The 17,555-nt window shown below is 74.5% G+C and carries 12 protein-coding genes; 8 read left to right on the top strand and 4 right to left on the bottom strand.

What is annotated here, in order from left to right:
• Positions 1–169: 169 nt before the first annotated feature.
• Positions 170–637, bottom strand: coding sequence for a GreA/GreB family elongation factor (locus ACWD4P_RS14615; protein ID WP_449779839.1), 468 nt, complete (start codon positions 635–637; stop codon positions 170–172).
• Between the two features lie 146 nt (positions 638–783).
• Positions 784–2,964, bottom strand: a complete 2,181-nt coding sequence (locus ACWD4P_RS14610; protein WP_449779838.1) for a UvrD-helicase domain-containing protein — start codon at positions 2,962–2,964, stop codon at positions 784–786.
• Positions 2,965–3,220: 256 nt separating this feature from the next.
• On the opposite strand from ACWD4P_RS14610, the gene ACWD4P_RS14605 reads away from it, so the two are divergent.
• From ACWD4P_RS14605 to ACWD4P_RS14585, 5 genes are all read left to right on the top strand, one after another.
• Positions 3,221–4,663: a glyceraldehyde-3-phosphate dehydrogenase gene (locus ACWD4P_RS14605; protein WP_359827996.1), complete on the top strand. Its 1,443-nt coding sequence runs from the start codon at positions 3,221–3,223 to the stop codon at positions 4,661–4,663.
• 130 nt (positions 4,664–4,793) lie between these two features.
• Positions 4,794–5,591, top strand: coding sequence for a hypothetical protein (locus ACWD4P_RS14600; RefSeq protein WP_449779837.1), 798 nt, complete (start codon positions 4,794–4,796; stop codon positions 5,589–5,591).
• A 222-nt stretch (positions 5,592–5,813) separates the two neighbouring features.
• On the top strand, positions 5,814–6,854 hold the full coding sequence (locus ACWD4P_RS14595) for a hypothetical protein (RefSeq protein WP_449779836.1): 1,041 nt from the start codon (positions 5,814–5,816) through the stop codon (positions 6,852–6,854).
• 134 nt (positions 6,855–6,988) lie between these two features.
• Positions 6,989–8,941, top strand: a complete 1,953-nt coding sequence (locus tag ACWD4P_RS14590) for an HSP90 family protein (RefSeq protein ID WP_449779835.1) — start codon at positions 6,989–6,991, stop codon at positions 8,939–8,941.
• The gene (locus ACWD4P_RS14585) at positions 8,941–11,937 is read left to right on the top strand and encodes a hypothetical protein (protein ID WP_449779834.1); all 2,997 of its coding nucleotides are present in this window, start codon (positions 8,941–8,943) and stop codon (positions 11,935–11,937) included. Before ACWD4P_RS14590 ends, ACWD4P_RS14585 begins: the two co-directional genes overlap by 1 nt.
• A 91-nt stretch (positions 11,938–12,028) precedes the next feature.
• Here the strand turns inward: ACWD4P_RS14585 and ACWD4P_RS14580 are convergent, their stop codons facing one another.
• The gene (locus tag ACWD4P_RS14580) at positions 12,029–13,321 is read right to left on the bottom strand and encodes a carbohydrate-binding protein (protein ID WP_449779833.1); all 1,293 of its coding nucleotides are present in this window, start codon (positions 13,319–13,321) and stop codon (positions 12,029–12,031) included.
• 285 nt (positions 13,322–13,606) lie between these two features.
• Positions 13,607–14,491, bottom strand: a complete 885-nt coding sequence (locus ACWD4P_RS14575) for a LysR family transcriptional regulator (RefSeq protein ID WP_359827246.1) — start codon at positions 14,489–14,491, stop codon at positions 13,607–13,609.
• 142 nt (positions 14,492–14,633) lie between these two features.
• Between ACWD4P_RS14575 and ACWD4P_RS14570 the strand changes: the two genes are divergently transcribed.
• The 3 genes from ACWD4P_RS14570 (at position 14,634) to ACWD4P_RS14560 (ending at position 17,539) form a co-directional block, all read left to right on the top strand.
• On the top strand, positions 14,634–15,545 hold the full coding sequence (locus tag ACWD4P_RS14570) for a DMT family transporter (RefSeq protein WP_449779832.1): 912 nt from the start codon (positions 14,634–14,636) through the stop codon (positions 15,543–15,545).
• 96 nt (positions 15,546–15,641) lie between these two features.
• Positions 15,642–16,898, top strand: coding sequence for a sensor histidine kinase (locus tag ACWD4P_RS14565; protein WP_449779855.1), 1,257 nt, complete (start codon positions 15,642–15,644; stop codon positions 16,896–16,898).
• Positions 16,883–17,539, top strand: a complete 657-nt coding sequence (locus ACWD4P_RS14560; protein ID WP_359827243.1) for a response regulator transcription factor — start codon at positions 16,883–16,885, stop codon at positions 17,537–17,539. The genes ACWD4P_RS14565 and ACWD4P_RS14560 overlap by 16 nt, the downstream gene beginning before the upstream one ends.
• The last annotated feature ends 16 nt before the right edge of the window (positions 17,540–17,555 follow it).

The raw sequence follows: 17,555 nt of genomic DNA, 5'->3' as shown, positions 1-17,555 counted from the left end.
CGTCAAAGAAGCCATTCCTGTGAACCGATAGGCGGCGCCTATCGGTGAATTCCCGAATACCCCTCGCGAATCCCCGTCACGAATTCCCCGGAAGCGCCGCCGAAAATTCCCCGACACCCACTCCCGAATCCCCCGGTCTCCGCTCCGGAATTCCGCGGCCCCGCTCCGGCTACGCCGTGCCGCCCACCGACAGCACCTCCGCGCTCGCCGCGCCGGCCGGAGTCTCGTAGTGCACCCTCTCCCCGGGGTGCCGCCCGAGCAGGGCCTTCCCGAGCGGGCTGTCGAAGGTCACCAGGGTCAGGTCCCGCTCCTCCGCCAGCTCCGCGATCTCGACGGTCTCCTCCGTGCCGTCGCCGAACCGCAGCGTCACCGTCGACCCCACCCCGACCACCCGCACCGACGGCTCCCCGGCCACCTCGGCCTCCCGCAGCCGCGTCTCCAACTCGGTGATCCGCCGGTCCAGCCGGGTCACCTCCGACGCCCGCTGCAACTCGTCCGCCGCGTCCGCCCGGTCCCCCACCGGCTCCACCCCGCGCAGCGTCTCGGCCACCTCCCCCCGCTCCGCCCGCAGCTGCGCCAACTCCTCCCGCACCGCACGCAGGCCCTCGGCACTGATCGGTTCCGGCCCACCGCTCATCCCAAGCTCCCGGGGCTGCTTGTCACACGCTCGAACACCGGCCGCCTCCCATTACCCCACCACCGGCGGACCCGGGCAACTCCTCGGCGGGGAGCGGGTCGAGGGGTGTGCGGACGATCCGGGCGCGAACCCGCCGGGCGCGACCGTCACCGGGCCAGGGCGCGGTCCTGACGGTGGTCGGGCACCTGCTCCGGAACGACCGGGTCGAGGAAGCCGCTCGGTGCCCCGTGCCAGGAGACGGAGAGGGCTTCCCGGGCGCGCGTGCAGGCCACGAAGAGCAGGCTGAGCTCGCCGTCCAGGTCCTCGCGGTGCTGCAGCGGGTCGGTCTCCTCCGGGGTGATCGCGCTGGGCATGGGCAGCAGGCCGTCGCTCACGCCCACCACGGCGACGCAGCGGAACTCCAGCCCCTTCATCCGGTGCATGGTGCCGATCCGGACACCGGGGGACGGCGCGTCGCCCAGCAGGTGGGTCGGTGTCCCGCTGTCCTCCAGGGCCCGGGCGAGGTCGCGGCCGAGCCGGGCGGTCCGTACGGCGACTCCGATGTCCTCCGGGCTCACGCCGGAGGCGGCCCACTCCCCGACGCGGGCGACCAGGGCCCGGGTCTCCTCGTCCTGGTCGGGGTACCCGCGAACTTCGGGGTGCGCGCCGTGCAGGGTCGAGTGGTAGCCGGCCAGCGACTCCTCCCCGCCGTCCATGTCGTCCGGGCGTTCACCGGTGAGCAGGGACGCGGACCAGCTGAGGATCTCCTGCGTGGTCCGGTAGTTGATCCGGAGCCGGGAGGACCGGCCGACCACCTGGATGCCGAGCGAGCGCAGCGAGACCTTGTTCCCGTAGATCCGCTGGTGCGGATCGCCGGCGAGGAACAGGTCGTCCGGCCCGGCGGCCACGAGCGCGCGCAGGAAGCGCCACTGGACGGGGTGCAGGTCCTGCGCCTCGTCGATCACCACGTGCCGGAACGGGCGGTCGCCGTCCGCCGCTTCGTCCAGCGCCCGGGCGGCCCGCGCGCAGACCTGGAGGGACGTCAGCTCCCCGGACCGGCGCAGTTCCTCCTCGAACGCGGCCACCGCGGACCACAGCCGGGCCCGCTCCGGCGCCCCGAGGGCCCTGCCCCGGCCGGTCCGCGGCGCCTCCAGGTACTGTTCCCGGCTCCCGATCGCCTGCGCCAGGACGACCTGTCGCCACTCCTGGTCGAGGAAGAGGTCGGTGAACTCGACGCCGAGCCGACGGGCGACCCGCTCCCAGCGGGCGAGGATCGCGCGCTGCTGGAAGAGGACCTTGGGTGGGGCGCCGGCGCGGGAACGCCGGAGCACCTCGTCGGCCAGCGCGTCGACGGTGACCACCCGGACCTTCGCCCGGATCCGCCGGTCCGTCACGAGCAGTGCGAGACAGCGCTCCAGCTCCGTGGCGAGGTCCCCGGAGAAGGTGGTCAGCAGGATCGATCCGTCAGGCGCGTCCGCGGGCAACCGGCGGGCCAGGTGGTAGGCCCGGTGCAGGGCCACCACCGTCTTCCCGGTCCCGGGACCACCGGTCACCCGGGCCGGCCCGTTGTACGACTCCCGGTAGGCGACCCGGTACTGGGCGGGGTGCAGGAAGATCCGCCAGGCGTCGAAGGGGCGTTCCAGGATCTCCAGCAGCTCGTCGGGACCGGACACCAGGGCGACCCGGCCGCGAGCCCGGGCCATGGCCGAGACCAGGCCGTCCGCGGGCTGCTCGACGCTCGTGGGAGCGGCCGTCCGGGCGTACGCCCGGACGATCTCACGGTCGATCTCGGCCGGCTCCATCCCGCTCGCGAGGCCGACCAGGACGTCGAACTGCTGCTCCGGCAGCACCCGGTGGAGCGCCTCCAGGTGGGCCTCGTCGGGGAGCAGCCGGATGATCGGCAGGATCTCCTCCTCGATGCCCAGGCTGCGCAGGACCTTGTCGGAGCGGTCGGCGAAGAGCCTGCGGGGTTCGTCGGCGGCCAGGGCCCTCAGCGACCGGGAGGCCCGTTCCAGCGCGACGTCGTTGCGGATCTCGACGCCCTGGGTGGCGGCGTTCACCGAGGCCCGGTGCTTGCACGCCCAGTCGTTGGCCTTGTCGTGCGGAAGGACCTTCAGCAGGAGGTAACCGTCACCCCGGTCGGCCTTGAGGACGACCCCGCGCCAGAAGTCGGTGATCCGGATGGTCCGGATCCTCGGATCCCGCTGGTTGGTGAGCTTCTCCAGGTGTACGCCGGTGTGCGTGGCCTCGGTGAACTTCTCGAAGGTCTCGAACACCCGCCGCTGCACAGGCTTCTCCAGCGCCGCGAACTCCATCAGGAAGTCCCGGTGCATGCCCAGCGTCGCCACCCCGGCCCCCTCGCACCCCTGTCCGTCCGTCCGGCCGGGCAGTCCGCTTCACTGTACTTGGCCCGATGATCACCCGCGGCGGGCCGCCCGCCGGGCGGCCGGGCCGAGGGTGGCGGTGATCACCTTCGGGGGTGGGGGCGGGGGGAAAGCGCAGGTCGGGGGCCCGGGTGGGGCGGGTGGGGGAGGGACCGGCGGTCGGGGCGGGAGCGGGCGAAGCTACCATGTGGGCAACACCCTCAGCTCGAAAGATGGACTTGTGACTGTCAACGACGACGTGTTCACGGACTGGAAGAACCGCGAGGAGATCGCGGAGTCGATGATCCCGATCATCGGGCGGCTGCACCGGGAGCGGGACGTCACCGTCCTGCTCCACAGCCGGTCCCTGGTGAACAAGTCGGTGGTCAGCATCCTCAAGACGCACCGCTTCGCCCGGCAGATAGCCGGCGAGGAGCTCTCGGTCACCGAGACGATGCCGTTCCTGGAGGCCCTGACCACCCTGGACCTCGGCCCCTCGCAGATCGACCTCGGCATGCTCGCCGCGACGTACAAGGCGGACGACCGAGGCCTGTCGGTGGCGGAGTTCACCGCCCAGGCCGTCGTCGGCGCCACCGGTGAGAACAAGCTGGAGCGCCGGTCCGGTCAGGACGTCGTGCTGTACGGGTTCGGCCGCATCGGCCGGCTGGTCGCCCGCCTGCTGGTCGAGAAGGCCTCGGGCAACGGCCTGCGGCTGAAGGCCATCGTCGTGCGCAACAGCGGCGGCGACGACCTGGTCAAGCGCGCCTCGCTGCTGCGCCGTGACTCCATCCACGGCCAGTTCCAGGGCACGATCACCGTCGACGAGGCGAACAACAAGATCATCGCCAACGGCAACGAGATCACGGTGATCTACTCCGACGACCCGACCAAGGTCGACTACACGGAGTACGGGATCAAGGACGCGATCCTGATCGACAACACCGGCCGCTGGCGCGACCGCGAGGGCCTGTCGAAGCACCTGCGCCCCGGCATCGCCAAGGTCGTGCTGACCGCGCCCGGCAAGGGCGACGTCCCGAACATCGTGCACGGCGTGAACCACGACACGATCAAGCCGGACGAGCAGATCCTGTCCTGCGCCTCCTGCACCACCAACGCCATCGTCCCGCCGCTGAAGGCGATGGAGGACGAGTACGGCGTGGTCCGCGGCCACGTGGAGACCGTCCACTCGTTCACCAACGACCAGAACCTGCTGGACAACTACCACAAGGCCGACCGCCGCGGCCGCTCGGCGCCGCTGAACATGGTGATCACCGAGACCGGCGCCGCCTCGGCCGTCGCCAAGGCCCTGCCGGACCTCCAGGCGAAGATCACCGGCAGCTCGATCCGCGTCCCGGTGCCGGACGTCTCCATCGCGATCCTCAACCTCCAGCTGAAGCGGGAGACCAACCGCGAGGACGTCCTGGAGTACCTGCGGAACGTCTCGCTGACCTCGCCGCTGAAGCGCCAGATCGACTTCACCGACTCGCCGGACGCCGTGTCCAGCGACTTCATCGGCTCGCGCCACGCCTCGATCGTGGACGCCGGCGCGACCAAGGTCGAGGGCGACAACGCCATCCTCTACCTGTGGTACGACAACGAGTTCGGCTACTCGTGCCAGGTGATCCGGGTCGTCCAGTACATCTCGGGCGTCGAGTACCCGACCTACCCGGCTCCGGCGGTCTGACGGACCCCTGGGCGGGACGACGAAGCAGTGCGGCGGGGCGGTGACCGGTTGGTCGCCGCCCCGTCGGCGTCCCGTGCCGGGGCGGTCGCTATCTTGAGCAGTCACTGACAGGACTGGGGAGGGCGACGGGATGGGTGGTCGGCGGGTGTTCGCCGCGGTGGCGGCGGCCGGGGTGCTGACGGGCGTACTGGCCGGGTGTTCCTCCGGCGGGTCGAAGAGTGCCGGCGGGGCGGCGGCTCCGGCCACGGTCACGGCCCCGTCCGCGGGTGCCTCGGCTTCGGCGGCCGCTCCGGCGGCGACGGCTCCGGCGACGGCGGGTGTCGACGGGGCGTCGGTGGCCGCGTCCGCCCCCGCCCCCGGGGCGGCCTCGGCGCCGGCGCCGGCCGCCGCGGAGGTGCCGCACGGGGACCTGGAGGCGGCGCTGCTGGACGACAAGGTGGTCGGGCAGGTGCTGCCGGACGCCGCGGCGATGGCCGGGTGGGAGGAGGAGAAGCGGAAGGTCGACACCGCGGACCACAAGGTCACCTGCGCCGGCTCCGCTGCCGCCGCCTGCGCGGGCAAGCCGCTGAGCGGGTCCGTCCGGTTCTCCTCGGGGGACTCGGTCGTCCGCTTCCTGGTGGACACCCTGCCCAGTCGGGACGCGGCGATGCAGCGGCTGAAGGAGAACTACGCCTCGTACTCCGCCGGGGCGTTCAAGAAGGTCGACACCCCGGCGCTGGGTAGCGAGAGCCAGGCCTTCCAGGGGCCGCTGGCCGAGGGCGAGGGCATCGGCATCGTGGTCCGCTCGGGCACCGTGGTGGCGAGCGTGACCAGCGAGGGCGGTCCGGTGGACCTGGCCGCGACGCGGCGGTTCGCGGTGATGCTGGTGAAGCGGATCGAGCAGGCGCAGGCGGGGAAGACGCCGGACGCCGGTCCCGGCCTCGCCTGAGACGCCACCGCCCGGGCAGGCCGGGCACCCTCCCGCCCGGGCAGGCCGGGCACCCTCCCGCCCGGGCAGGCCGGGCACCCTCCCCGCCCGGGCCGGGGGACTCCCCGCACGGGCGGGGCCCTGGGCTGGACAAACGGATGTCAGTCGACCGTGATATGTACCTATCTCGTGGCCACTGTGCGGCCATGCGAAAGATGCCGATGACGTTCGAGGGGGCCAGACATGCCGCTGTTCCGACGCCGCTCCGGCGGGGAGGGCGCGCAGGGCGGCGCCGCGCGCCGCGGGTTCGGCTTCGGCCGCCGGGGCACCGGGGAGCCCGCTGCCGCCGGTGGCGGCGAGCCGCGGCTCGACCCGGCGTACGGGGACGCCTCGGTGCGCCTGGCGCTCCGCCAGGCCGCCCACGGGGACTGGGCCGACCTGCGCCCGGCGCTGGCCGCCGCCGACGACGCCGAGCGCTCCTTCCTCGTCGGGGCGATATCCGCCGTGCCCCGGGTCGAGCAGTGGACGGGCCGGGCGCTGGCCGACACCCCGGACGACACGCTGCTGCTGTTGCTGTCCGGCGCCCGGCACGTGTCCTGGGGCTGGGAGGCCCGCACCGGCGCCCGGGCCAAGGACGTCACCGAGGAGCGCTGGAGGGTGTTCCACGAGCGGCTGGACACCGCCGAGGAACAGTTGCTGGAGGTCGCCGAGCGCGAGCCCACCTGGCACGCCCCCTGGAGCTTCCTGCAGCGCAGCGCCATGGGGGCCTCGCTCGGCGAGGAGATCGCCGGCTGCCGTTTCGAGGCCGCCGTGCGCCGGGCACCCGGGGACGCCGGCTCGCACCGGACCCGGCTGCAGCAGCTGAGCGCCAAGTGGGGCGGCTCGCACGAGGAGATGCACGGGTTCGCCCGCTCCGTGATGCTCGCGGCCCCCGAGGGCAGCCACCTCGGCGAGCTGGTGGCCCTCGCGCACCTGGAGCACTGGCTGGCCCTCCCGGACGGCGAGGACAACGCCTACCTGACCAGTCCCGCCGTGGTGGGCAGCCTGCAGGAGGCGGCCTTCCGGTCCGTCCTGCACCCCGACTTCACGCCGGCGCGGGGCTGGCAGGCGAGCTTCAACGCCTTCGCGATGGCCTTCTCCCTCGCCGACCAGCCCAAGACCGCGCGGCTGCTGTTCGACGCGCTGGACGGCGTCGTGACCGAGTCGCCCTGGTACTACCTGGCGGGCGATCCGGTCAAGGCTTTCCGCGCCCACCGCGACCGCTGCGCCTCGCACTGGCGCTGAGGCGCCCGGCGCCGCCGTTCCCGCTCCCATCACCGTCCAGCCACCACCGCCCAGCGGCCCCGTTCATCCACGACCGCCCAGCCGCCACCGTTCATCCACCCCGTTCATCCACCCCGCGATCGAAAGAGCCTCCGGTGTCCCCTACCGACAACCCGACGAGTGCGCACACCTTCCAGGTGGACCTGCGCGGCCTGGTGGACCTGCTCTCCCACCACCTCTACTCCAGCCCGCGGGTCTACCTGCGCGAGCTGCTGCAGAACGCCGTGGACGCAATCTCCGCCCGCCGCGCCCTGGACCCGGAGGCGCCGGCCACGATCACCGTCCGGGCCGACGACGAACTGTCCGTCACCGACACCGGCATCGGCCTGACCGAGCAGGACGTCCACACCTTCCTCGCCACCATCGGCCGCAGCTCCAAGCGCGACGCCGACGGCCGGCTCGACGGCGCCGGGCTGGCCCGGGCCCGCGGCGACTTCATCGGCCAGTTCGGCATCGGTCTGCTCGCCTGCTTCGTGGTCGCCGACGAGATCACCGTGGTCACCCGCTCCGCCGCCACCCCGGACGCCCCGGCGATCGAGTGGCGCGGCAGCTCCGACGGCAGCTACACCATCCGCACCCTGCCCGCCTCGGCCAAGCCCGAGCCGGGCACCACCGTCACGCTGGCCCCGCGCGCCGACGCCGCCGAGTGGACCCGCCCCGGCCGGGTCCTCACCCTGGCCCGGGACTTCGGCAGCCTGCTGCGCCACGACGTCACCGTGATCGACGGGAGCGGCACCCGGCACCGGGTCAACCGCACCCCGCCGTGGGCCGAGCGTCACGCCTCCCCGTCGGCCAAGCGCGACGCGCTCGCCGAGTACTGCCGCGCCGCCTTCGACTTCGCCCCGCTCGACACCATCGAGCTGGACCTGCCCCTGGTCGGCCTGCGCGGCGTCGCGTACGTGCTGCCGGACGCCGCCCCGCCCTCGCGCCGCAACGGCCACCGGGTGCACCTCAAGGGCATGCTGCTCTCCGACCAGGCCGACGAACTGCTGCCGGACTGGGCGTTCTTCGTCCGCTGCGTCGTCGACACCGACGGGCTGCGTCCCACGGCCTCCCGTGAGGGCCTGTACGCAGACGAGACCCTGGCCGCCGTCCGGGACGCGCTCGGCGCCCGGATCCGCGACTGGCTGACCGGCCTGTCCGCGAGCGATCCGGCGCTGCTGCACCGCTTCCTGTCCGTCCACCACCTCGCCGTCAAGGAACTCGCCCGCTACGACGACGAGTTGCTGCGGATGATGCTGCCCTGGCTGCCGTTCGAGACCACCGACGGCAACGTCACCCTGGACGAGTTCGCCCGCAGCCACCCGGTGGTGCTGGTGACCCGGACGGTCGAGGAGTTCCGGCAGGTCGCGCCGATCGCCGGCGCGGCCGGGCTCGGCGTCGTCAACGGCGGCTACACCTACGACCACGACCTGGTGCACCGGCTGCCGGAGATCCGCCCCGGGGTCTCGGTCTCCGACCTGGACCCGGGCACCGTCACCGCGCACCTGGACACCGTCGACCCGGCCGCCGAGCTGGCCGCCAACGCCTTCCTGGCGATCGCCCGCGAGGTGGTCGGCCGGTTCGACTGCGACGTCGCGCTGCGCAGCTTCCACCCGACGAACGCGCCCGCCCTGCTGCTCGACAACCGGGAGGCCCGGCACGAACGCACCCGGGCCCAGCTCGCCGACGAGGCCGACGGCCTGTGGGCCGACATCCTCGGCTCGCTGCGCGCCGAGGCGCCCCGCGCCCAGCTGGTGCTCAACCACCTCAACCCGCTGGTGCGCCGCGCCGCCACCGTCACCAGCCGCGAGCTGGCCGTCACCGCCGTCGAGGCGCTGTACGGGCAGGCCGTGCTGATGACCCGCCGCCCGCTCAAGGCCAGCGAGTCCGCGCTGCTCAACCGCTCGTTCATCAGCCTGCTCGACCACGCCATGCTCGGCCACGAGGCGGCCGGCGCGGCGGGCTCCCGCGGCGGCGGGAACGTCGGCGGCGGGAAGCCCGGCGGCGGGAACGTCGGCGGCGGGAACCCGGACGCCGGGAGCTCCGACGGCGAGAAGGACGCGTGATGCTGGACACCCCCGACGCGGTGATGGCCGCGCTGCGCGAGAACGACGCCCGCCCGTACGGCCGGACCAGGACCGTCACCGCCGAGGAACTCGTCGACGCCGCCGAGCAGTTCGACGACACCAAGGTCCGCTCGATGGCCCTGCTGGAGCTGATGGAGGCCTACGAGTACGACGGCGAGCGCGGCAAGAGCCCGGTCGTCTTCGCCCGCATCCTCAAGCTCTGGGACACCGACCCGGACGGCTTCGGCGAGTGGGCCCGGCACCAGGTGCTCTGGCGCTTCAAGTGGGTCGCCGACGCGCTCAAGGACAACCCGGACGTCCCGCTCGCCGCGATCCGGCGCTGGCACACCGAGCTGCGCGACCGCTACCGCGCGGCCGGCCACGACCTCCAGCCGTACTACGCCCAGCGCTACCACCTGGCCGCGCAGACCGGCATCGGCGTGCAGGACGCCTACGAGCTGTGGGCGGCCCGCCCGCGCTCCGAGCTGAGCGACTGCCACGCCTGTGAGACCCGGGCCCGCGCCGAGCACTTCCTCGCCGCCGGGGACGACGCCCGGGCGTTGAAGGTGCTCACGCCGGTGCTGGACGGCCGCAGCGGCTGCGAGCAGGAGCCCCATCTCAGCCAGGCCACCGCGTTGCTGGCGCAGTTGCGCCAGGGCCGGCTGGACGAGGCCCGCTCCGGTCACCTCGCCGGTTACCGCTACGCCCGGGGCAAGGCCGCGATGCTGGACGCCGTCGGCCTGCACATCGAGTTCTGCGCGCTGTCCGGCAACGAGCCGCGCGGCCTGGAGCTGCTCGCCGAGAACCGGGACCTGTTCGCGGTCACCGGCGAGCCCGCCGCCCGGCTGGGCTTCCTGACCGGCGTCGAGGTGCTGGTCGCCCTGCTCGCCCGGGCCGGCCACGACGACCTCGCGGTCAGCGGTCCGGCCGGCCGGACCTGGACGGTCGGCTCCTTGCTCGCCCACCTGCGCACCGAGGCCGACGCGCTGGCCGCCCGCTTCGACGCCCGCAACGGCACCGACGCGGTCGGCGCCGCCCGGCGCGCCCGGCTGGCCGTCGAGCCGCTGCTCGCCGAGCCGCTGGCGCTGGGCGTACGGGCCGCCGCCGCGTCCGGGCTGTCCGCCGCCCCGGCCGCCGCGCCCGCCGCACCGCGCCGGGCCGCCGAGCCGGAGCCCGAGGACTTCACCGCCCTGGTGCTACGGGCCCGCGAGCTGGAGGTGCTCGGCCACCCGGACGCCGACCGGCTGTGGAAGCGGGTCGCCGAGCGGGCCGGCGCCGAGGGCTTCGTCCACCCGGAGAACGCCGAGCTGGGCGGCCCCGAGCGGCTGCGCGCCGAACTCGCCGAGCAGCGTGCCCACGAGGCGCTCCAGCGGGACGCGTACGAGGAGGGCAAGGCCGGGCTGCTGGCCGCCGCCGAGCTGTTCGAAGCGGCGGGGCTGGCCGGGCCGGCGCTGATGTGCCGCACCCGGACGCTGATCGCGGACCTGGACGAGAGCGGCGGGGGCGGGAACGACGGGGGCGGGAACGACGCGGGCACGGACGGCGGAGGCGAAGGCGAAGGCGGAGGCGGAGGTGGCGAGGCCGGCCGGCGGCCCGACTGGGCGGCCCTCGACGCGGCGCTGACCCGGGCCGAGGAGCTGCGCGCGCTCGGCGAACTGACCGACGACGACTACCTGATCGTGCTGCAGACCCGCACCTACGCCGCCCACCACGACCTGTCCGAGGCGCTGCCCGAGCCCCCCGCCGAGGTGGCCGAGCGCTTCGCGGCGGCGGCCGGGTCCTACCGGCGGGCGGCCGTGGAGCTCGGCTCCGAGCGGCGGGCCGCGACCTCCCGGCAGTACACCGCCGACATCGCCGCGAGGGGCGGCCGCCTGGCCGAGGCGGAGGCCGAACTGCGCGAGGTGCTGGCCCAGTTGGACGCCGCCGAGCTGCCCTGGCACACGCCGCGGGTGCTCGGCCTGCTGGGCCAGGTACTGCTGCAGGGCGGCGAGCCGGGCCAGGCGGTCGAGGTGTTCCACCGGGCACTGGCGGAGGCCGTGCGCTGGGGCGACGACTCCTACCCGTACGCGCCGACGTACATGATGCTCGGCCACTCCTGCCTGCGGACCGGGGACCTCGGCGGTGCGGTCCGCGCGCTGTCGGAGGCCGCCGCGCGCTACGACCGCAAGGGCGCCGAGGCGGTCGAGGAGGCCGCCCAGGTGCGGATCCAGCTGGCCGACGTGCTGCGCGACTCCGGCCGGGCGGCGGACGCGGTGGCCGTGCTGGAGTCGGTGCTGCTGGACCCGTCCGCAGGGCGGCTGGACGTCCGGATGCTCGCCCAGGCCCGGCTGGACCTCGCCCGGGGCCTGTCCGAGCTGGAGGAGCACCGGGACGCCGCCGAGGAGTACCTGCGGCTGGCCGAGCTGGTGGCCGGCTGGGAGGATCAGGAGACCCACACCATGGTCGCCTGCGAGGCCGCCCTGGCGCTCGCCCGGGCCGAGCGCTGGGACGCCGCCGAGGCGGCGCTGGCCCGCGCCCGCGAGGCGCACGGAAAGGCCCCGCAGGTGGACCAGCTGGCCGCTACCCTGCGGGAACTGGCCCGGCTGACGACACGGGAGCAGGGCGAGGAGGGGCTGGCGTCCGCACTCGCCCTGCTGGCCGAGGCCGACGCGGTCGGCGAGGCGGCCGAGCGGCGCGGCGAGGAGTACAACTCCTGGTACCTGCGCGGAGGTTCGCATTACGAGCGGGCGCGCGCACTGGCCGTCGCGGGGCGGTACGAGGAGGCGCTGGCCGAGGTCGAGCGGGCCATCTCGGAGTACGGGGCGGGCGTCGAGCGGGCCGAGACGCCGCGGGCCGAGGCCGTCCGGCTGGCCGCGCTGATCGAGGGCAGCGACCTCGGCCGCGTCGACGCGGCGGTGGCCCGGCTGACCGCGGGCATCGCGCGCTGCGAGGCGGCCGGGCTGCCGGAGGCGGCGGAGGTGCTGGCGGAGCTGCGGGAGCGGCTCGCCGGGGAGTGAGGCGGGTCCCGCCTCCGCGGGACCCGTGGAGGCGGGCGGGGCCCGGGGGCGCGATGACCCCGGACCCCACCCGCCCCGGGGGCGGGAACCGTCAGCAGGGCCCGTCGTCGCCCCAGACGCCCCACTGGCCGCCGGCGCTCGGCACCTCGTTCACCGTCCACCACTTGGCGTGGTAGTTGTGCCCGTTGTACGAGACCTTGGCGCCGCCGTTGTAGGTGGTGCCCGCGTTCCACGCCGGGGCGGTGCAGCTGCCCGGGGTGGTCGGAGGCGTGGTCGGGGGCGTCGTCGGTGGGGTGGTGGGCGGAGTGGTGGGCGGGGTCGCCCCGGCGAACTTCACCGTGAACCTGGTGAAGTCCCAGTCGTTCTGCACCACGCTGGAGCAGGAGCCGGACAGCCCCGGGTCGACGTTGCCCGCGCACTGGCGGTCCCGGTTGACCGACCAGTAGGTGTACCGGGCCAGGCCGTGCGCGGTGGCGAAGTCCAGCACGGTCTGGAAGTCGGACTGGTGGAAGTACTCGGCGGCGTCGGTGCGGCCGTTCATCATCGACACACCCTCGTGGGCGTACGCGGTGGCCTCGTTCCAGCCGAAGGTGGTCTGCAGGATCTGGTTGAACTTCACCAGCGCGTCGGTCTGCGCCGCGGCGCCGTTGAAGCCGCCGTCGAACGGCATGATCGAGTAGTTGTCCGGTGTGAACCCCTGCGACTTGGCCTCGTTGAGCATCTGGGTGCCGAACCAGCCGGTGCCGGCGTTGGTCCCGGCGGTGGTGATCGAGACGTACAGGCCGGGGTTGTTCTGCTGGAGGATCCTCGCCGCGCCGATCTCGTTGTGGATGGCCGCGGTGTTCTCGTACTCCGGCTCCTCCAGGTCGAAGTCGATCGCCTTGAGGCCGTACTTGGTGATCACCTTCTGGTACCCGGCGGCGGTCGCCTCGGGGGTGCCGCAGACCTGGCCGAGCTTGGTGCCGCCGTATCCGCCGACCGACACCGAGACGTCCCCGCCCTTGCCGCGGACGGTCTGGATGACGCTCGGCATGGTGGTGTCGGTGTCGATCGGGGAGGTGCCGCCCCAGGCGGGCGAACAGCTGTTGCCCTGGGCCAGGATGAACGCCAGCTGGAAGGCCTTCTGGCCGGTGGCGTCCATGACGGCGGCGGCGTCCGGCGGGCTGTTGTCCTCGGGCATCAGGTACGGCGCCGAGGCGTACCAGTTGCTGCCGAGCCCGGCGGCAGCGGTGGCCGCGCCGGTGGTGTCCGCGGCGGCGGAGCCGGTGCCGGCCAGGGCGGCGACGCCGCCGGCGACCAGGCCGAGCACGCCGGCCACGGCGAGTGCGGCGCGGCGTCTGCGGGGGGCGGGCGCGGGGTGCTGCGGGGGAAGAGCGCGTTCCATCGGAGGCCTTTCCAGGAAACGGCGGTGGGGGAGGGGGCCTGGTCGCTCCGGACGTGGCGGAAGCAGGCCTGGTCACGCCGGGTGTGGGGGTGGCGTGACGGCCGAACGGGCCGTCGGCGGCGGGTGGTTGCCGAAGGTCCTCACTGGTATAGACCTGTCTTGGAAGGGCGGTCAACCCCAAAGAGGTCAAGGCCTGCCCGCTCCGGAGCCGGTGCGGTCGGTCGGCCCCCGGTGCGGTCGGTCAGGCCCCCCGGTACTGCCGCTCAGGCCCCTCCCGATGGCCGGTCAGGCTCCGACGAGGGCCGCGGCGGCCACCCCCGCCAGCAGGCCGCTGACGGCCGGGGACCACGGGCGGCCGGTCGGGCCGGTCAGGGTCAGCGTGCGGTGGACGGCGGGCCGGATCGGGACCAGGACGCAGTCGGCCGGGAGCATCGTCCGGGCCAGCGCGGGCATCACCGAGACCCCGACGCCCGCGTGCACCATGCCGATCAGGGTGTTGAGGTCGCGGATGCGGTGCCGGGGCGTGAAGCGGGCGCCGGCCCGCCGGTAGGCCTCGCGGATCTGGCGCTCGCAGCCGCCCTCCGAGAGCAGGAAGTCGTCGTCCTCCAACTCGGCCACATGGACGGTCGGTTGGCCGGCGAGCGGGTGGTCGCGGCGCAGCAGCGCGTGCATCGAGTCGGCGCCGAGGGCGACCGCGCCGGGCGGGAGCGGTCCGGCGTCCACCAGGACGGCGGCGTCCACCGTGCCCGCCTCCAGCCAGGCCGCCAGCTCCTCGTCCTCGCCCTCGAAGATCCGGACGGTGACCTGCGGGTAGGCCGTCCGCCAGTCCTTCAGCAGACCGGGCAGCAGCGCCTGGCAGACGGTGGTCGGCGCCGCCAGCCGCACGGTGCCGGTCGGCCCGCCGGAGTGCCGGGTGGCGATGGCGCGGACGGCGGCGGCCGAGGCGACGGCGGTCCGGGCGTGCGGCAGGACCTGTTCGCCCAGCGGGGTCGGGCGGCACGGGGTGCCGCGCCACAGCACGGGTGCGCCGAGGTTCCGCTCCAGCGCGGCGACGGCGTGTGAGACCGCGGACTGGCTGATGCCCAGTTCGTCGGCGGCCGCGCCGAAGCCGCCGGTGTCGGCGACCGCGACCAGTGCCCTGAGCTGGGCCAGGTTGACGTCCGAGGTCATGAGACTTCCTCATCGCGGATGCACTGTCACTTGTTGGACTCATGCTCCGGTGCCGGGCCACGCTCTGTCCAGCCGACGGCCCGGATCACCGGGGCGCGTCGGCGCGGAGAGGTCGGACGGAGACGGAACGGAGGTGGTGGGGGTGCGGCGCTGGATGCCGGGCTTCGCGGCCCTGTCGGCTATCTGGGGCGCGAGCTTCGCCCTGATCAAGGTGGCGGTCGACGCGGGGACGCCGCCGCTCTGGGTGGCGCTGTGGCGCTGCCTGCTGGGCGCGGCCACCCTGTGGGCGATCCTCGTGGTGCGCGGCGAGCGGGCCCCGCGCGACCGGGTGCTGTGGGGGCACTCGGCGGTGGTGGCGGTGCTGCTCAACGCGGTGCCGTTCACCCTCTTCCCGTTCGGCGAGACCAGGGTCAGCTCGGTGCTCGCCGGGGTGATGAACGCGAGCACCCCGCTGTTCACCCTGCTGTTCGCGGTGCTGACCGTCCCCGAGGAGCGCCGTCCGGGCGTCCGCCGGCTGGCGGGCCTCGGGCTCGGCTTCCTGGGCGTGCTCACCGTGCTCGGGGTCTGGCGCGGCCTCGGCGCCGGGGCGACCACCGGTGCGCTGGCCTGCCTGGCCGCCGCCTGCTGCTACGGCGCGGGCTTCGCCTACCTGCGCCGCTTCCTGTCCGGCCGCCCGGAGTCGGTGACCACCCTCTCCGCGCTCCAGGTCACCTGCGCCGCAGCCGAGTTGGCCGTGGTCGCGCCGTTCGCCGCGGGCGCCCCGCGGTGGCCCGGCGCGGGCCCCGCGCTCGCCCTGCTGGTGCTCGGCATGGTCGGCACCGGCCTGGCGTACCTGCTCAACCTGTCGCTGGTCCGGGGCGCGGGGCCGACGGTCGCCTCCGCCGTCACCTATGTGATGCCGCTCTGGTCGACGGCGCTCGGCGCGGCCCTCCTGCACGAGCCGGTGGGCTGGAACGCCCTGGCCGGCGGTGTGCTGGTGATCGCGGCCGTCGCCCTGACCCGGCCGCGCCGGGCCCGGGTTCCGGCCCCGAAGGGCCGTCAGCCGGTCGGTTAGGGTGAACGGGTGAGCGGGGGGAGAGACCGGAACGGCGAGGGCGCCGAGGACGGCGGGAGCGGCGAGGAGCCGCAGCCGTCGGCCGTCCGCGAGGCGCTGTGGGCGCACCCGCTGCGCTTCCCCTTCACCTCCTGGGTGCCGCGCTGCTGGGCGTACCTGCTGGGCAGCGCACTGCTCGGGCCGCTGCTGCTGATGGTCCTCGTGGTGCTCCTGGTGCTCGGCCTGGGCCTGTGGGTGGTCGGCGTCGGCATGCCGGTGCTGGTCGCCCTGGCGCTCATCGGGATCCCGACCGCCACCGTGGCCCGGTGGCGGCTGCGGCTGGTCGAGCCGGTCCCGCTGCCCGACCCGCACCGCAGCCTGCCCGGGGCGGGCCGGCGCGCCCGGGTCCGTACCCGGCTGCGCGAGCGGGCCACCCGGCGCGAACTCGCCCACGCCGTGCTCGCCTCGACCGTCCTGGCCGCCGCCTCGCTCGGGTTCACCGTGCTGCTGGTGCTCTCCGGCCTCTACGCGCTCGCCCCGCTGGTGGTGTGGGCGCTCGCGCCGGAGACCGTGATGCTGATCCCCGGGCACGCCGTTCCCGGTCCGCTCGCCGCGCTGCCGTTCTCCGCCGCCGGACTGGCCGGCCTGCTGCTCTGCGCCTACACGGGGGCGCTGCTGACCGTCGCCGAGGTGGCGCTGGCCCGCTTCCTGCTCGGGCCCAGGGAGGACGACCTCGGCCGCCAGGTGCTCGAACTCACCCGCTCCCGCGCCCGGTTGGCCGACGCCTTCGAGGCCGAGCGGCGCCGGATCGAGCGCGATCTGCACGACGGCGCGCAGCAGCAGCTGGTCGCGCTCAGCATGACCCTCGGGCTCGCCGAGTACGAGCTGCGCGGCCAGGACGGCCGGGCGGCGGAGCTCGTCACCCGGGCGCGCGGCGAGGCCCGGCAGGCGCTGGAGCAGCTGCGCGAACTGGTGCGCGGCATCCACCCGCAGGTGCTCACCGACCACGGGCTCGCCGCCGCCGTCGCCGAGGTCGCGCTGCGGCACCCGATCCCGGTGGCCACCGACATCGACCTCCCGGAGCGGCTGCACCCGTCCGTGGAGACCACCGCCTACTTCACCGTCACCGAGGCGCTCACCAACGCCGCCAAGCACAGCGGTGCCGGCGCGATCACCGTCCACGGGCGGGTCTCTCGCGGGCGGCTGGTCGTCCAGGTGACCGACGACGGCCGCGGCGGGGCGGACCCGGCCGCCGGGGCCGGACTGGCCGGACTCGCCGACCGGGTGGCACTGCTGAAGGGACGGTTGATGGTGACGAGCCCGACGGGCGGCCCGACGACGCTGCGGCTGGAGGTCCCGTGCTCCGGGTCGTGATCGCCGAGGACGCGGTGCTGCTGCGCGCCGGACTGGTCGAACTCCTCGCCCTCGGCGGCCACCGGGTGACCGCCGCCGTCGGCGACGCCGAGGCGCTCGCCGCGGCCGTCGACGCCGACCGGCCGGACATCGTGGTCACCGACGTCCGGATGCCCCCGGACCACACCGACGAGGGACTGCGCGCGGCCCTCGCGCTGCGCGAGCGCCACCCCGGCCTGCCCGTGCTGGTCCTCTCCCAGTACGTGGCCACCCCGTACGCCACCCGGCTGCTCGCCGCCGCCGGAGCCCAACCGGCCGGTCTGGGCTACCTGTTGAAGGACCGGGTCGGTGATGTCGCGGACTTCCTGGACGCGCTGAGGAGGGTCGCCGACGGGGAGACGGTGATCGATCCCGAGGTGGTCCGGGTGCTGCTGCGCGGCCAGTCCGCGGACCGTCCGCTGGCCCGCCTCACCCCGCGCGAGCGGGAGGTGCTCGCGCTGATGGCCGAGGGCCTCAACAACCAGGCCGTGGCGGGCCGGTTGAGCATCACCGAGGCCTCGGTGGTGAAGCACTGCGGGAACATCTTCATGAAGCTGGACCTGGACCCGACGGAGGGCAACCGGCGGGTGCTCGCGGTGCTGGCGCACCTGCGGGGGGCGTGACGGGGGAGCGGCGGGG

It is taken from the genome of Kitasatospora sp. NPDC002543, from assembly GCF_053594915.1.
This window is presented reverse-complemented; position numbering and strand designations above follow the sequence as displayed.